Source organism: Stenoxybacter acetivorans DSM 19021 (assembly GCF_000745895.1).
Classification (GTDB): Bacteria; Pseudomonadota; Gammaproteobacteria; order Burkholderiales; family Neisseriaceae; genus Stenoxybacter; species Stenoxybacter acetivorans.
The window spans coordinates 14076-29062 of sequence record NZ_JQKE01000018.1 but is presented as its reverse complement, the minus strand read 5'-3'; the positions used below and the strand labels follow the sequence as shown (position 1 = coordinate 29062).

Genomic DNA, 14987 nt, shown 5'->3' with positions numbered 1-14987 from the left:
GTGGTTAATCAGCTTGCCACTCTCCGGATTTGCCGCCGCTTTTTTGCAATAAGCGCACAGTTTCAATCACCATGCCTTTATCTACGGCTTTAAGCATGTCGTAAATGGTGAGTAAACCGACAGATGCGGCAGTGAGTGCTTCCATTTCCACACCGGTTTGTCCCGTGGTTTCTGTTTGTGTCTGAATGCGGACGCTGTGGTTGCTTTCGTTGCAGTGAAAGTCCACTGCGGCACGCGTTAAACCAATGGGGTGGCACAAAGGAATTAGCGAACTGGTTTGTTTGGCTGCCTGAATGGCGGCGATGCGTGCGATGCCTAAAACATCGCCTTTTTTACTGCTGCCCTGTATTAGGTGTTGATAGGCGGTTTCATTCATGCGGATAATTCCTTCTGCCACGGCGACGCGTCGAGTAGCGGCTTTTTCACCCACATCAACCATGTGTGCTTGTCCGTTGTTGTCAAAGTGGCTGAGTTCGGAATGGTTCATTTGGATTTCATCACAAGTATTAAAATAGAGGTATTATAATGAGCTAATTTGAAAATCGGTGCAAGGCAGAGCGGTAAAACTGTATCAGTAATATGATGAAGATAAATAATGCTGATGTTTTTTACAATCGGCGGCGCAATATTATCGGGTAATTTCGGAAAATAGCATGAGTGCAAATAATAATATCTTAAAAATTGGCTTGGTTTCCATCAGCGACAGGGCATCTTCAGGGGTGTACGATGACTTGGGATTGCCGAGTTTAAAAGACTGGCTGCAAAAAGCTGTCTTGAATCCAATGGTATTTGTTGAGCATTTAATTCCTGATGAACAGCCTCTTATTGAGGCAACTTTGAAACACTTAGCGGATATTGAGGAATGCCCGTTAATACTCACTACAGGCGGAACCGGTCCATATTTGCGTGATGTTACACCGGAAGCAACACTGGCTGTGGCTGATCGCATTATTCCGGGGTTTGGTGAACTAATGCGCCAAATCAGTTTACACTTTACGCCTTCGGCAATTTTATCACGGCAAGTTGGTGTATTGCGCCATAAAAGTTTGATTTTGAATTTACCGGGAAAACCCAGCGCCATTGCAGAAACATTGGGCGGCGTAAAAAATGAACAAGGAAAACAATTGATTCCGGGAATTTTTGCTTCAGTGCCGATTTGTATTGATGCTGTGGGCGGTCCTTTGGTGGAAACCAATCCGGATGTTTGTGTGTCGGTTCGCCCAAAACGCTGAAGTGATGCTGAATAGCGGATTGATGCAGATAAAGGCTATATATTGCGCTATGCTGGTATAATAACGTACAGTACTATCATAACCAAGAAGTTTAAAAGCAGGTGGAATTTTAAAAAAGATGTTGTATGATTAAACCGAGACAGACAGCTTCTTTCATTGAGAGAAGAAGGATGAATTGGTATGATAATTTATTCTTTTGTCAGTATTTTTATCTGAATCATGCCTTTTAAAATACCATTGGTAAATCAATAATGGAAAAGGAATTTAGGCTCAATGAAAAACAATCACGCTCCTTTGTTAAATATGATGGTTATTGCAGAAGATGTTGGTCAAACACTCAAAACCATTGCTCACCCGCATCGTTTAATGATTTTATGCTTATTGAAAGAAGGTAAAAAAAACGTTACTGAGATGACGGAAGTATTGGGTATCAGTCAAACAGCAATGTCAAATCATTTGGCAAGATTACGCAAGGAGAATATCGTGGATTTCACGCGGTATCACCGCAGTTTGGTTTACGAATTGACATCTGATGATGTGAAACGAGTGATTAATACCTTGTATGAAGTGTATTGCACTCGTTGATTGATCGTTGCAATTGATACGGAATACGGTTTCACTATTTTTTCGTTTTCGATTAAAAGTAGTGAAATTGGGTTAAAATGATTAACAAAGAAAAATAACGCTTGACGATTTATATTGTTAGGCGGATAATCTATATTGTTAGGTGGTTGTAATGACTGCTTAATAGTTTCTCCTCTATTTCTCCTTTGTAGACTTGGCGCATACCACATCGGTATGCGCATTTTTTTTCTTATTTTCAGATAGTTGCTTTGATAAAGACGTTTTTAATCAGGATACGGGAAGTGCTGTGTATTGTGGTATCTGTAAAGCGTTTCACATAGCGGCATCACAAGTTGCCAGGCTGCACTCTTTCATAAAAATTATTCTATTATTTTCGTTTTTGTTCTTTTGTGAATTTTTAAGTCATCATCGGATAGGGTTAATTCAAATAAAGACCATGCCGAATAATATAATTGACCACAGCATCAGGCAGCTTATTTTGAACAGCTGCAATATTACCGCTTTGGCATTGATGGCGAATGTCGGTGGAACTGATGGGTAAAAACGGAGCATTCAACGCGTAAAATCGTCCGCCATTGTTGCCTTCGGGGTGATTCTGCATTTTGTGTAATGCTGTTGTTTGCCAAGCAGAAACCAATGAATTGATTTGATGTGTTTCTTGATTGCCGCGTGAAGCCACGGCGATATTAACCTGATTGAGCAGGGTATGGAAACGATGCCATGTGTGAATTTGCGCGAAAGAATCCATGCCCAGCAACCACCACAATTGCGCTTTTTTAAATACTTTGTTGAATGCCGAAACAGTGTTGATGGTGTAGGTATTGCCGCTGTGTACCAAATCGTAATCCGATGCAGAAAAGAGTGTGTCTGATTGAATTGCCAATTGCACCATATCCAGTCGTTGATCAGCGGTAGCGTATGTGCGCTGCGTTTTGTGATACGGTTGTCCGGCAGGAATCACAATAACTTCGTCCAGTGCCAATTCAGCGGCAAAGGCGCGGGCAATGTGCAGATGCCCGTTGTGAATGGGGTCAAATGTTCCGCCGAATAAGCCGATGCGATTCATGCTTATTTTCTTTTTTAAATCAATGATTAAATGCAAATTATTTATTTTTGCTTTTGCGGCTGAATCACAATATGCACCCGTCCGTTTTTACCGCCGCGTACAGTATATGTTTCGGCTCGGGTGTTATAAATAATGCTTTGTCCTTGCGCACTGTCGCTGCCGCGAGTGATTTTGGCATTGCCGGTGAGTGTAACCACGCCGCTTTGACTGGCATAACTGACGGCATTGGCTTGACCATACACCTTATTGTTTTTATCTAATTGCTGCCCGAAAGTAACCGGTGAACCGTTTGCGAGTATGGTTTGATTGCCGGCTTTGTCGCGGTTCGCTTCCACGCGGTCAGCGTTGATAAACATTGTCCCTTGACGGACACGCACTTGACCCGAAAATACAGTGCTTTGATTGTGCTGGTCTAGCGAGCCTTGGTCTGCTTCAATTTCAATTGGCTGATGCCGATCACTTTCCAAAGCAAAAGCGGGAATGCCGCTTGTTATCAAAGCAGTGAATAAAACACCATAAGACAGGCGGAGCAGGGGTTTACGGTTTGGGTTCATAGATAGTGGTTTTCACGCGAGATGATAAATTTAAAAAGCCTCGTTCTCTGTTGTATTCAAAACCAACCGCTTTTCCATGTGATAAGCCGTAATGATAATTCACAGCGACATCGGTTTTGGCGGTTTGGGTTTTGGTATTTACTTCCAAATGATCGGTTTCGAGCTGACCTTCCGCTTCGCCGGCGGTGGCTTGTTTGGTTAAGATAACTTGATGATCAAACCATACTTCACGGCTGTTGGTGTGGTATTGTGCGTCAGCAGCGGATACGTTGTACAGCGGTTTACCATCATGATACATGGTCATTTTCGGTTGTGTGATGAATATTACCTTTTGATTGGGTAATTGCCATACTGATTTTGCAGTAACAGTTTCATTTAACTGACCATTTTCATTAAACCGTGCTCCGGAAATATCGTTGATTCGATAACGCGGCTCATTGGGATTAAGAACCGCTTCTTCGGTTGGGGTTTCACTGATGCTGTCCAGCCAAAAGCTAACGCCGCCCAAAATGCAAGCCAAGCTTAAAGGGAATAACCAGTTACCGCGCGGTTTCATGCGGTGTACCTGCTTAAGGCTGCCTGAAGCGTGTTTTGTGCCTGCATAATCAAATCACACAATTCGCGAACCGCACCGGCACCGGCGTTTGCTTGGGTTACGTATGCGGCGTGCTGTAATACAAAACGGTGTGCTTGCGGTACGGCAACGGGCAGGCCGCAGCGCACCATTACCGGTAAATCAACCACATCATCACCGATATAAGCACATTCGGCTTCCGTTAAACTGGTTTGTTGTAATAAAGTCGCATAACAGGCACGCTTATCATGTATGCCTTTGAAATAGTGATGAATGCCCAATTGGCGCACCCGCACGGCAACCGAAGGCGCGTCGCGTCCGGTGATGATAGCGGTTTGTACACCGGAGTCGTGCAGCATTTTGATGCCGTGTCCGTCAAGCGTGTGAAATGATTTGATTTCTTCGCCGTTGTCACGAATAAAAATACGCCCGTCGGTGAGTACACCGTCCACGTCCATAATCAATAATTTAATTTTTTGGGCTGCCTGAAAAACGGCTTGCTCGGCTGGTATTGAAAACATGGAAAATTTATCTTTATTATGAATTTATGAATGATTTCATTTGTTTGAGAAACAGTTGCCTGATTTTTTACCACTGTTTACGGCAATATTTTTTTGCTTATTATCGGCGCAAGTGAGTGAAAGTACAAACCCTTGTTTGTGATAAGTAAGCAATACAAATGCTTGCCTTCAAGGGCTTCCAGCTTGTATTAAATCACGTAAAAGAGAAAGATTAAAAATCATTTTTAATCTTTCGGTCAGGCCGCACAAGGCACTTTTGAGCGTACTTTCATACGCTAATGGTAGCATTCTTCTGTTTGCAAAATGAGGTTGTTTACCATTATAAAACTTTAAAAACGAGATAATTTCAGTTTTCAAATTGATATTGTCAAAAATACCATTGCCAAGCTATTTGTGCTTTAGCATACCAAAAAGACGCTCAACAACCGCATTATCACAACAGCAACCAATACCCAATATATCGGAACGTATTTTTAACTGCTTGATACATTATTGAAAATTTCGAACCATATATTGTACGGCACGGTTGCTGTGGAAAATACAGCCAAATCATGGTTTTGTTTTAAGATATATGATTGTTTTAACAAATAAATAACAAGGTCTTGAATCATGCGTTCTGATGAAGCCCAACCAACAATGCACCGTGAACACAAATCCATCACAACCGCCGAATAATGCTAACTTTCATTGGTTTATGGTGTTTTGCTTGTTAATCAGCTTTACCGCCTCTCGTTTACACTTATCGGTGTTATGGCATTGAGTCTTAGTATGGTTAGTTTTAGGGGTAATGTTATGCCAGCCCCGCAAATTCGCTTGCTGCCAAGGGTTTTCTGCCCAGTAGCTTGGTAAAGCCGCTGTTGTCAGCACATGAACCTTGTTCCAGCAGGGAAAATGTGTCGGGGGAGATAACGCCGTTGGTGATAATTTTACCCAAAGGCAGGAAGGGTTTAATCAAGCCCAACGGAATAGAGACGATTTTTGCATCGGGTTTATAATGCAAACCGCGGCGCAGGATATTCAGGTAATCCGCCATGGTACAACGCAAACTGCCCGTCATATTCACTATAGTGCCGTTTTCGGGCGGCTGATTGACGAAATTCACCAAGCCTTGTGCCACATCGGCAACATGGACAGGTTGCAATTCAAATTTGCCGCCGCCCGGCAATGCCAAAATCGGTAAACTCGCCAGCCGAATAAACATTTCACAGCTTACCCCGCCGCGCCCGTAAATCACCGACGGGCGGGCAACGGCGGTTTGCAAGCCGCTGTTCATCACTGCTTCATCACCGCGACCTTTGCTGCCGACAAACGGCACGGTTTGCGCCGCATCTGCACCCAATGCCGACAATTGCGCCCAGCGGTTTACCCCTGCTTCTTTTGCCCATGCTGCCATTTTCGTGGGCGCGTGGTGGTGAATTGTTTCGAGAATATTGGCATGGCGGCTCATAATTCCCACCGTATTTACCACCACATCTTTATTTTGCAGCAAAGGCATGGCGGCTTCTTGGCTTAAGTTTAATAAATCCAATTCGTGGTGGCGCGGCATCGTTATCTCATGCCCTTGTTCTTTTAATAAAGCCGCCACGCGTTTGCCGACAAAGCCACTGCTGCCCAAAAGTAAAATGTTCATGGTTTTTCTTTCTTTAGATAGTATTTGGTTGTTTTTATTATGTTTTTTAGCAATTTAGCGGGTGTTCTGTCATATCGGAGGCAATTTAACTTGGCTAAATTTATGTGTAAGAAATGTTGCTTACATTTACATCAAAATAAAAATAACTTTCTAACACCTAATGTGGTGTCGCCTCATTAAATGATTGATGATATTTCACTGCATTATATAGCTAAACCACTAATTTTTTAAAACAATTAATCGGAAAAGCCAATCAATCGAAACAAGCCCCATGCACAAGTTGAACAAAGAATCCATATTATTGATCCTGAAAAATTTGCGTTATTCTTTGTAAAATCAATTATGTTCGATTTATTGGCATTGTTAAGTGTAAAACGAAAAAACCATAATATCTGATTTTTTATATTGCGATGCACGGCAAAGCAGCAGCCTGAAAAACATAAAACAGGGGCGAGCAGTGGGGTAAATCTGCTACCATATTAAGTTTCCGCTTCTGTCGCGTTCAGGCAGCCTTTTAATGATATTGAGATTGACATGCACAGCCTCATCACTTTGGTTTCGATTTTGTTGCCGCTGTTTGCCGGCTTTTTTGTGCGTTTGCCGCCGTTGTTGTTACGCAGGGTAAATCAAGCACTGAATATACTGGTATATGTGATTTTGGCACTGATTGGTTTGTCTTTGGCGCGGGTGGATAATTTAGGGCAGCAAATTGGTTTTGTGGCACTGGCAGCCGGTGTGTTGTTTGTGTGTGTTGTGGGCTTCAATATTTTGGCTTTGATTTGGTTCGGTGCAAAATTTCCGTGGCGGCACAGTATCCATGGTTCGAATATTCGCCAGAACGTCAGCCTTTCAGGCAGCCTGAAACAAATTGGTTGCGTGTTGTTGGGTTTTGTGTTCGGTTTATTATTGCCTGCGTATTGGCTGCCGCCTGAATCTTTGAGTAATTATGCTTTGATGTTATTGGTTTTTTTTGTGGGTATGCAGCTCAGGGGCAGCGGCATTACCCTGCGCCAAGTGCTGTTAAATAAATATGGCGTGCAAATCAGTGCGGTGTTTATGGTGAGCTGCTTGGTGGCGGGTGTGTTGTTTGCGCTGATTATGCCCGATGTATCGGTCAGCAAAGGGCTGGCGTTGAGTTCGGGTTACGGCTGGTATTCGCTCTCAGGCATTGTGATGACCGAGGCTTACGGACCAGTGTGGGGCAGTGTCGCCTTGGTGAATGATTTGGCACGTGAATTTTTTGCGCTGGCATTCATTCCGGTATTGATGCGGCGGTGGGTTGGTGCGGCGGTGGGCGTGGGTGGTGCAACCAGTTTGGATTTTACTTTGCCGGTGATTCAATCTTCGGGTGGGGTTGAAGTTGTGCCGTTAGCCATTAGCTTCGGCTTTGTGGTGAATGTGGCATCACCGATTTTGATGGTGGTTTTTTCTACTTTATAGTCTGCTGATAAATAAAATTTTTATTTAAATTCAATGCTAATATAATGTTTACCAGAGAAGCATATCCTGCTTTTGTTGTTACTCCTTTTAAATTTTGAGCTTGAGTATTACATCATGACAACCCTTAAATTCACAAAAATGCACGGTTTGGGTAACGATTTCATGGTTATCGATGGCATTAACCAAGTATTTGATGCTGAAAATGCACCGATTGCGGCTTGGTCAAACCGCCATACCGGTATTGGATTTGACCAATTATTGCTGATTGAAAAGGCGCAAACCCCGTCAGTGGATTTTCGTTACCGCATTTTCAATGCAGATGGTTCAGAGGTAGAGCAATGCGGTAACGGCGCACGCTGCTTTGTACGTTTTGTTATTGACAACGGATTGACCGATAAGCGGGAAATTGTTGTAGAAACCGCCAAAGGCATTATTGTGCCGAAATTGAATGACAACGGCACGATCACGGTTGATATGGGCAAACCTTTGTTCGCACCGCAAGATATTCCGTTTTTGCCGATTTCCGAAACCGATGCCGAAGCAGTTACCCACATGGTGATGGTGGACTTGGACACGGTGCCGGTTTCGTGCGTGAATATGGGTAATCCGCACGCGGTCATTGTGGTTGATAACATTGATACCGCGCCGGTTGCGGTTTTGGGTGCTGCAATTGAAACACATCAGCAATTTCCGCAGCGTGTGAATGTGGGCTTCATGCAGATTATTTCGTCAGGGCACATCAAATTACGCGTATTTGAACGCGGCACAGGCGAAACTCAAGCCTGCGGCACTGGTGCGTGTGCGGCGGTAGTGGCGGGTATTCGCCAAAATTTACTCTCAAGTGAAGGGGCGGTGTGTGTGGAATTGCCGGGTGGTGAGTTGAGTATCCGTTGGGCGCAAAAAGAAAATGGTCATGTCATGATGACGGGACCGGCACAAACTGTTTATACGGGTGAGGTAGCATATTGATGAGTGCCAAACAATCTGTAAATGTGCAGCAAGTGCTGGCTTTTTTGGAAAATCACCCCGATTTTTTGGTTCAATATGCGGAAAAACTGGGGTTTCGGCCGCAAGAAAATAAAGTATTGTCATTTAATCAAGGCAAACTTGCCCAAATGCAGCAAAAAAGTGAACGCACCCATACATTGATGCAGCAAATCATTGCCGATACGCAGCACAATTCGATTGTCATGCAGAAATTGCTGGCTTTTACCCACCGTTTGTTACTCACCGCCAATTTAACGCAATTGGTAAAAGCCGTTGATGCTGGCTTGCGCCAAGATTTTTCTTTGCCGAATTATGCTTTTAAAATTTTGCCGCCCGAAATTTCCAAAGCCAAAATTCCCAAAATACTGTTGTGGCAAACAGAAATATCGGCTGAAGCAGCCGCTGATTTTTATCATGTGCAATGCGGCAGTCAAATCCACGCGGCTATTCAGGCACTGCTTATTCAGCAAAATCCTTCATTAATGAGTTTTTTGCAGCTGCCTGTTGTTTGGCAGGGTAAAACCATCGCTTTTTTAGCAATTGGTCATGAGGATTCGGGCTATTTTCATGCTGATTTATCCACCGATTTGGCAGCACAGCTGGCAGCCAATTTAGCCGCCGTGCTGGCACGTTTATTGAGGCTGCCTGAATAATGTGGGGCAACATCACGCTTTGGGCTTTAGCGGCATACATCAGCATATTTGTACTGCAATGCTTGCGGTATCGCCAATGGTTGTGGCTTATCGGTGCAGTATTGTGCTGGTGGATAATGGCAGATTATTCTTCGTTGTATCTGCCCGGAGTGTTGGGCAGCAGCCATTTAGCCAATCTTTATATACCATCACTTTACATCACATTGTCTTCACCGCTGGCACTGCGCAAACACAACCAATCTAACAGCGTGTATTTATCTTATTTGGCGTCTTCAGGCTGGGTCATGCTGGCTGCTTTCTCGGTATTGCTCGGCTTAATTTTAATGCGTTATCCAAACGGAATCAGCCTGTATTCACTGCTGTCTTTATTGGGTCTTTTCTTTGGACAGCCGATTTTTTATTTGGGTTGCCAATGGCTGTTAATGTTATTGTGGTATTTGAACCGTGATCATATTGGAGCAGAAAAATACAAAGTTTCTTATGAAATTGGTTTTTTATTGATGGTACTCTGGTTTTTCGGCTATGTTTTATGCGATTTAAGCGGATATGTTTGACTGATGAATTGAAAGATATCGACAGTTAAGGAAAAAAAGAAGTTTTGTACAATGGCTGATAAAAATCTGAAAAAGCAGTGGCGTTGGTTTTTTCAACCATGCGAATCTGCTCATTATTGTTTTGCAATAATCAGTATTTTTGCTATAATGAAAAGCTAATTTTCCCTGTCGGGCCTGTAGCTCAGGGGTTAGAGCAGGGGACTCATAATCCCTTGGTCGTCGGTTCGAAACCGACCGGGCCCACCAAGATAATATTCAGATTATTCAATGTGTTGTTTTTGTCAATATTGCCAGCCGCTTTTTAATCAGTGTGCCGAGTTTGTGCCTCAAAAAAGCCAACATCACTAAGCTGTAAAAACTTGTCGTACTGTTCACGCATTATCAAAATAACAATAGCTTTCTAAAACACCGTATGGCGTTGCGCCGTTAAGTGATTGATGCTGCTTAACCACATTGTGGTCATTGATGAAATGCTTCAACTCTGATTTTCGGCATTCGCTGTTCTTAAACAGTATTTTGTTGTGCCACATTTCAATAAAAAAAAAGCGGTGAATAAAAAATTCACCGCTTTTTTGCCTTGTTTCAGGCAGCCTGAAATTTCAAGCACAAAAGAAACCAGAAATTATTATTGCATTGAGAGTAGCAGTCCGTTCATGCGTTTCACAAATGCGGCGGGGTTGTCGAGTTTGCCGCCTTCAGCAAGCAAGGCTTGTTCGTAAACCAATTCTGCTAAATCGCTGCGTTTGGTTTCATCTTTTTCGGCGGCAATTTTCTGAATCAACAAGTGTTGCGGGTTGATTTCCAAAGTGGGCTTATTGTGCGGGATTTGTTCGGCTGCACCTGCTGCCGCCAACATACGCGCCAAGTGTGCGCTCATGTCGTGTTCGCCCACCACCAAGCAAGCGGGGCTGTCGGTAAGGCGCGTAGTGGCGCGCACGGTTTCTACTTTGTCACCCAATACCGCGGCAATGGCAGCGGCAACGTCTTTGCTGTCTTCTTCAGCGCGGGCTTGCTCGGCTTTGTCGGCTTCGTCTGTTAAGCCGCCTAAGTCCAGCGCACCTTTGGCAACGCTTACTAAAGATTTTCCTTCAAATTCATGCAGACTGCCAACTACCCATTCGTCAATGCGGTCAGTAAGCAACAATACCTCTACGCCTTTTTTGGCAAAAATTTCCAAGTGGGGGCTGTTTTTGGCGGCGGCATAGCTGTCGGCGGTGAGGTAGTAAATTTTATCTTGACTTTCTTTCATGCGGCTGATGTAGTCCGCCAAGGTAACGGTTTGTTCATCACTGTTGTTGTGCGTGGAGGCAAAACGGCACAGTGATGCAATTTTGTCTTTATTGGCAAAATCTTCACCGATGCCTTCTTTCAGCGTTTGCCCAAATATTTTCCAAAATTCAGTGTATTTTTCGGGTTGATTTTTTTGTAAATCTTCCAGCAGTGACAACACTTTTTTCACGCTGCCTGCACGTATCGCATCCAGATCTTTGCTTTCTTGCAGAATTTCACGAGACACATTCAGCGGCAAATCGCTGCTGTCAATCACGCCGCGCACAAAACGCAGATACAGCGGCATTAGTTTTTTCGCATCGTCCATAATGAACACGCGTTTTACATACAATTTCACACCGTGTTTCGGGTCGCGTTCATATAAGTCGTAGGGTGCGCGTTTGGGGATATACAGCAAGCCGGTGTATTCTTGCCGGCCTTCCACTTTGAAATGCGTCCACGCCAGCGCATCGTCAAAATCGTGGGCAACGTGTTTGTAAAATTCTTGATACTGCTCATCGGAAAGCTCGCTTTTGGGGCGTGTCCACAAGGCTTGCGCTTGATTCACGGCTTCCAGTTCGTCTGATGGTTTGGGGTTGCCCTCATCATCATATTCCGGTGCTTTTTTCATGAAAATCGGCACAGAAATATGGTCGCTGTAGGTGGTTACAATTCGGCGTAAAGTCCAGTCTGACAATAAATCGCTGTGTTCTTCTTTGATATGCAAAATAATATTGGTACCGCGTTTGGGTTTGGTGATGGTTTCTACCGTGAATTCACCATCGCCGGCAGACACCCAGCGCACCGCTTCGTTTTCAGGCAACCCTGCGCGGCGGCTTTCTACGGTTACTTTGTCGGCAACGATAAATGCGGAGTAAAAGCCCACGCCGAATTGACCAATCAAGTTGGTATCTTTTTTGGCATCGCCCGTGAGCTGTTCAAAAAAAGCACGGGTGCCGGATTTGGCGATGGTACCTAAATGCTCAATGATTTCGGCTTCGTTCATGCCCACGCCGTTGTCGGAAACGGTGATGGTTTTGGCATCGGTATCAGCGGTTACGGTAATTTTGAGTTCGGGGTCATCGCCAAGCAGGGCATTGTTATTTAATGCCTCAAAACGCAGTTTGTCGCAGGCATCGGCGGCATTGGAAATCAGCTCGCGTAAAAAAATCTCTTTATTACTGTATAAAGAATGAATCATTAAATGCAGTAATTGTTTGACTTCGGTTTGAAAACTGTGGGTTTGTTTCATGATGCTCCTCAAGTTGCTTGTTGGTTTTAATGTGATAAAAAAGCGATTGATGCGCAGATAAGGGCAAAGGGTGATGGTTTCAAGCGCAGAAAACTGGCTTTTATCATTGACTTTATTGATCTGTTTACCGCAAGCAGACGGCATGAACACATTAAGCAAAACGGAATTTGTGTCAATCCTCCCCCTAAACTATTCCAAAAAAGACGGTTAAGGCAAATTCCGGCAGTTTTGAATTGGAAACACCGCGAGACCGCAACGGCAGCTTCGAACCGCAAATCGTCAAAAAAAATCAGACCAAACTCTCCGAAGAAATCGATGACAAAATCATTTCTCTGTTTGCTTTGGGCATGAGCTATCGTGATATTCAAAGTCATATTGCTGACATTTACGGGCCGGCGGTTTCAGATGGTACGATTACCAACCGTTTGTTGCCTGAATTGAAAAAATGGCAGCCGTCTATTGAATGCCGTTTATCCCTTTGTCTGGTTGGACGCCGTCCACTGCAAAATCAAATTGGCGCAACAAATGGTCGTTTTTGTCGGCGTATTTCCGTTATCCTGAAGCGATACGCAAACCGATTTACACACTATATTAAAGATACTTTTTTAACCAATTGTTTTATATCGTTTGTAAACGGTATTCCATTTACCAAACGATTTGGGTAAATTACGCCAAGTATTGGTCGGTTTTAATCTATCCATTTGTTTATTATGAATTGTATGGATAAATTTCCGCAGACTCTAAATACGACAGGACAGGAAGCACAATTTCATCTCTGAATTATGCGGTGAGGTGGCGGAGCAATAATTTTTTGAAAAGATTGTGCACCCATATAAAATCCATACATTTGCAAGTTATGCTGACCACCAAATCAAAAAAAGGTGTCTACTGTTGTTATGGAGTCAGAATTAAAAACAAAGAGGCTGCGCATCGGTGGCATGACGTGCATAAGTTGCCAGAATAAAATTGAAAGGAAGCTGCGGAACACGGCTGGCGTCAAATCCGCTGACGTAAGCTATGGTGCCGGAACCGCTACCATTGCCTACGATGCCAACATTATCACAATGCGGGAGATTGAAGCGGTTATTGAAAAGTTGGACTATCACGTGCTTCATGGCAACGGGCTTCAGGAGTCGAACATCAGTCATGTTGTTGGTACTTTGGTGATTGTTGTTTCTCTGTACATGTTTTTGCAGCAATTCGGGATACTGAACCTGCTCGTTCCAAACCAGTTGGCAGACACAAAAATGGGGTACGGAATGCTGTTTGTGATTGGCCTCATCACTTCCATTCATTGTGTGGCAATGTGCGGCGGCATTAACCTTTCGCAGTGTATTCCACGGGGCGGAGCAAAGAGAAGCGGTATGTCCACATTTGTTCCCGCGTTTCTTTATAACCTTGGACGGGTGGTTTCCTACACCGTTATTGGTTTCCTATTGGGGTTTGTCGGTTTGCTGTTCAGCAGCGGTTCGGAGGTTGGGCTGCCAGTAATGACACAAGGCATACTTAAATTGATTGCGGGTGTGTTTATGGTCATTATGGGAATCAATATGCTGGGGCTGTTCCCGTGGCTTCGTAAACTGAATCCGAGGATGCCGAAAATCTTTGCCCGTAAAATCGGAGCGGAAAAGGTCAAAAGCAAAAGCCCGTTAATTGTCGGTCTCTTCAACGGTCTTATGCCCTGCGGACCTCTGCAATCTATGCAGATTGTAGCACTGGGGTCTGGAAATCCGATTGCGGGCGCGCTCTCTATGTTCCTGTTCAGTTTGGGAACCGTTCCGCTTATGCTGGGGCTTGGGTCAGTCGTTTCGGCACTTGGAAAAAGGTTCACACAAAAGGTGATGACTGTTGGAGCGGTGCTGGTTGTGGTACTTGGTCTGGCAATGCTCTCACAGGGCGGAAGCCTGTCGGGATTCCTGCCGCCGGATATACTCTTGCTAATTATACTCGCGCTGTGTGCAGCAGGCGTTGTTTCGTGCCTCCCGTTCCAACAGCCAACGCATAAAACAATCTCGGTAGTCGCCGCATTGGGCATCACAGTTGTACTATTGGTATCATGGAATGGGTTAAATGCCTCTTTGGATGGGGATAAAGGAAGCCCTTCCGCAGCTAACGATGGTATCCAGGTCTTGGACGGCAAGCAGGTTATAAACAGCACACTTTCTTCCGGCAAATACCCAGACATAATTGTTCAAGCCGGAACACCGGTGAAATGGGTTATTGACGCGCCAAAGGGTAGCGTCAACGGCTGCAACAACAAAATGCTCATTAACGATTATGGCATTGAATATTCCCTCAAGACAGGTGAGAACGTGATTGAGTTCATGCCTGGTAAAGCTGGCACCGTTCAGTACAATTGCTGGATGGGTATGATCCGCGGTTCTATCAAAATAGTGGAAGCCGGCGCGGTGATTGATGACGGTTCCGCAGCAGCAGATAGCAGATAAAATAGAACGCGCCGTTTAGTGTTGATGCCTCGGATAATCCTATTCCGTCAAGTGTAGTAATCCAGACAGATAACATCAGTGTGGCAGAGCTCAGAACAATTGATGTAGGAGACGGTGAAGAGTACAACATTTAGCGCATAAGCATTGATACCGGTTACAGTTCCGCGATAGTCGCAGTACAAGCATGAACCCGGTTCCAGCTTTCCCTGAAAACAAAACCGTG

At 44.3% G+C, this 14987-nt stretch carries 14 protein-coding genes, 1 tRNA gene and 1 pseudogene; 9 read left to right on the top strand and 7 right to left on the bottom strand.

Translation table 11 applies throughout. The features are described 5' to 3' along the window. Positions 1-4: 4 nt before the first annotated feature. Entirely contained in the window at positions 5-487 is a 483-nt protein-coding gene (gene moaC, locus Q384_RS03185; protein WP_037585918.1) for a cyclic pyranopterin monophosphate synthase MoaC, read from the bottom strand. A gap of 166 nt (positions 488-653) precedes the next feature. On the opposite strand from moaC, the gene mog reads away from it, so the two are divergent. Further along, the gene (gene mog, locus Q384_RS03180) at positions 654-1232 is read left to right on the top strand and encodes a molybdopterin adenylyltransferase (RefSeq protein ID WP_037585917.1); all 579 of its coding nucleotides are present in this window, start codon (positions 654-656) and stop codon (positions 1230-1232) included. A 273-nt stretch (positions 1233-1505) separates the two neighbouring features. Continuing rightward, positions 1506-1817, top strand: coding sequence for an ArsR/SmtB family transcription factor (locus Q384_RS03175; RefSeq protein WP_245608496.1), 312 nt, complete (start codon positions 1506-1508; stop codon positions 1815-1817). Positions 1818-2235: 418 nt separating this feature from the next. Here Q384_RS03175 and nadD read toward each other — a convergent pair whose 3' ends face one another. The 5 genes from nadD to Q384_RS03145 all read right to left on the bottom strand — a co-directional run bounded on the left by nadD (position 2236) and on the right by Q384_RS03145 (position 6162). Further along, a complete protein-coding gene (nadD, locus tag Q384_RS03170; protein WP_037585916.1) occupies positions 2236-2883 on the bottom strand; it encodes a nicotinate-nucleotide adenylyltransferase in 648 nt (215 codons plus the stop codon). A gap of 41 nt (positions 2884-2924) precedes the next feature. Next, positions 2925-3437, bottom strand: coding sequence for a lipopolysaccharide transport periplasmic protein LptA (lptA, locus tag Q384_RS03165; protein ID WP_084224373.1), 513 nt, complete (start codon positions 3435-3437; stop codon positions 2925-2927). Then, positions 3421-3993: an LPS export ABC transporter periplasmic protein LptC gene (gene lptC, locus Q384_RS03160; RefSeq protein WP_037585915.1), complete on the bottom strand. Its 573-nt coding sequence runs from the start codon at positions 3991-3993 to the stop codon at positions 3421-3423. The genes lptA and lptC overlap by 17 nt, the downstream gene beginning before the upstream one ends. Then, the gene (kdsC, locus tag Q384_RS03155; RefSeq protein WP_037585914.1) at positions 3990-4532 is read right to left on the bottom strand and encodes a 3-deoxy-manno-octulosonate-8-phosphatase KdsC; all 543 of its coding nucleotides are present in this window, start codon (positions 4530-4532) and stop codon (positions 3990-3992) included. The genes lptC and kdsC overlap by 4 nt, the downstream gene beginning before the upstream one ends. A gap of 790 nt (positions 4533-5322) precedes the next feature. After that, positions 5323-6162 carry an NAD-dependent epimerase/dehydratase family protein gene (locus tag Q384_RS03145; protein ID WP_037585912.1) on the bottom strand — a complete coding sequence of 280 codons (840 nt, stop codon included), beginning with the start codon at positions 6160-6162 and terminating at the stop codon, positions 5323-5325. Between the two features lie 534 nt (positions 6163-6696). On the opposite strand from Q384_RS03145, the gene Q384_RS03140 reads away from it, so the two are divergent. The 5 genes from Q384_RS03140 to Q384_RS03120 all read left to right on the top strand — a co-directional run bounded on the left by Q384_RS03140 (position 6697) and on the right by Q384_RS03120 (position 10042). Beyond that, positions 6697-7602 carry a LysO family transporter gene (locus tag Q384_RS03140; protein ID WP_037585911.1) on the top strand — a complete coding sequence of 302 codons (906 nt, stop codon included), beginning with the start codon at positions 6697-6699 and terminating at the stop codon, positions 7600-7602. 114 nt (positions 7603-7716) lie between these two features. After that, entirely contained in the window at positions 7717-8571 is an 855-nt protein-coding gene (dapF, locus tag Q384_RS03135) for a diaminopimelate epimerase (protein ID WP_037585910.1), read from the top strand. Then, entirely contained in the window at positions 8571-9242 is a 672-nt protein-coding gene (locus Q384_RS03130) for a DUF484 family protein (protein ID WP_037585909.1), read from the top strand. Before dapF ends, Q384_RS03130 begins: the two co-directional genes overlap by 1 nt. After that, on the top strand, positions 9242-9796 hold the full coding sequence (locus Q384_RS03125; protein ID WP_037585908.1) for a hypothetical protein: 555 nt from the start codon (positions 9242-9244) through the stop codon (positions 9794-9796). Before Q384_RS03130 ends, Q384_RS03125 begins: the two co-directional genes overlap by 1 nt. 170 nt (positions 9797-9966) lie before the next feature. Then, positions 9967-10042 (top strand) — tRNA-Ile (locus Q384_RS03120). 379 nt (positions 10043-10421) lie between these two features. Here Q384_RS03120 and htpG read toward each other — a convergent pair. Continuing rightward, on the bottom strand, positions 10422-12317 hold the full coding sequence (gene htpG / locus Q384_RS03115) for a molecular chaperone HtpG (RefSeq protein ID WP_037585936.1): 1896 nt from the start codon (positions 12315-12317) through the stop codon (positions 10422-10424). Positions 12318-12517: 200 nt separating this feature from the next. On the opposite strand from htpG, the pseudogene Q384_RS13905 reads away from it, so the two are divergent. Further along, a pseudogene (locus Q384_RS13905) lies at positions 12518-12830 on the top strand (transposase); the annotation flags it as partial. Positions 12831-13213: 383 nt separating this feature from the next. After that, positions 13214-14764 (top strand): urease accessory protein UreH domain-containing protein, encoded by a 1551-nt coding sequence (locus tag Q384_RS03105; protein ID WP_037585906.1) that lies wholly within the window; start codon positions 13214-13216, stop codon positions 14762-14764. The last annotated feature ends 223 nt before the right edge of the window (positions 14765-14987 follow it).

Bases quoted from the DNA above. Each gene is read 5' to 3' on its own strand.
- moaC (WP_037585918.1), bottom strand. From the start codon at position 487: ATGAACCATTCCGAACTCAGCCACTTTGACAACAACGGACAAGCACAC.
- mog (WP_037585917.1), top strand. From the start codon at position 654: ATGAGTGCAAATAATAATATCTTAAAAATTGGCTTGGTTTCCATCAGC.
- Q384_RS03175 (WP_245608496.1), top strand. From the start codon at position 1,506: ATGAAAAACAATCACGCTCCTTTGTTAAATATGATGGTTATTGCAGAA.
- nadD (WP_037585916.1), bottom strand. From the start codon at position 2,883: ATGAATCGCATCGGCTTATTCGGCGGAACATTTGACCCCATTCACAAC.
- lptA (WP_084224373.1), bottom strand. From the start codon at position 3,437: ATGAACCCAAACCGTAAACCCCTGCTCCGCCTGTCTTATGGTGTTTTA.
- lptC (WP_037585915.1), bottom strand. From the start codon at position 3,993: ATGAAACCGCGCGGTAACTGGTTATTCCCTTTAAGCTTGGCTTGCATT.
- kdsC (WP_037585914.1), bottom strand. From the start codon at position 4,532: ATGTTTTCAATACCAGCCGAGCAAGCCGTTTTTCAGGCAGCCCAAAAA.
- Q384_RS03145 (WP_037585912.1), bottom strand. From the start codon at position 6,162: ATGAACATTTTACTTTTGGGCAGCAGTGGCTTTGTCGGCAAACGCGTG.
- Q384_RS03140 (WP_037585911.1), top strand. From the start codon at position 6,697: ATGCACAGCCTCATCACTTTGGTTTCGATTTTGTTGCCGCTGTTTGCC.
- dapF (WP_037585910.1), top strand. From the start codon at position 7,717: ATGACAACCCTTAAATTCACAAAAATGCACGGTTTGGGTAACGATTTC.
- Q384_RS03130 (WP_037585909.1), top strand. From the start codon at position 8,571: ATGAGTGCCAAACAATCTGTAAATGTGCAGCAAGTGCTGGCTTTTTTG.
- Q384_RS03125 (WP_037585908.1), top strand. From the start codon at position 9,242: ATGTGGGGCAACATCACGCTTTGGGCTTTAGCGGCATACATCAGCATA.
- htpG (WP_037585936.1), bottom strand. From the start codon at position 12,317: ATGAAACAAACCCACAGTTTTCAAACCGAAGTCAAACAATTACTGCAT.
- Q384_RS03105 (WP_037585906.1), top strand. From the start codon at position 13,214: ATGGAGTCAGAATTAAAAACAAAGAGGCTGCGCATCGGTGGCATGACG.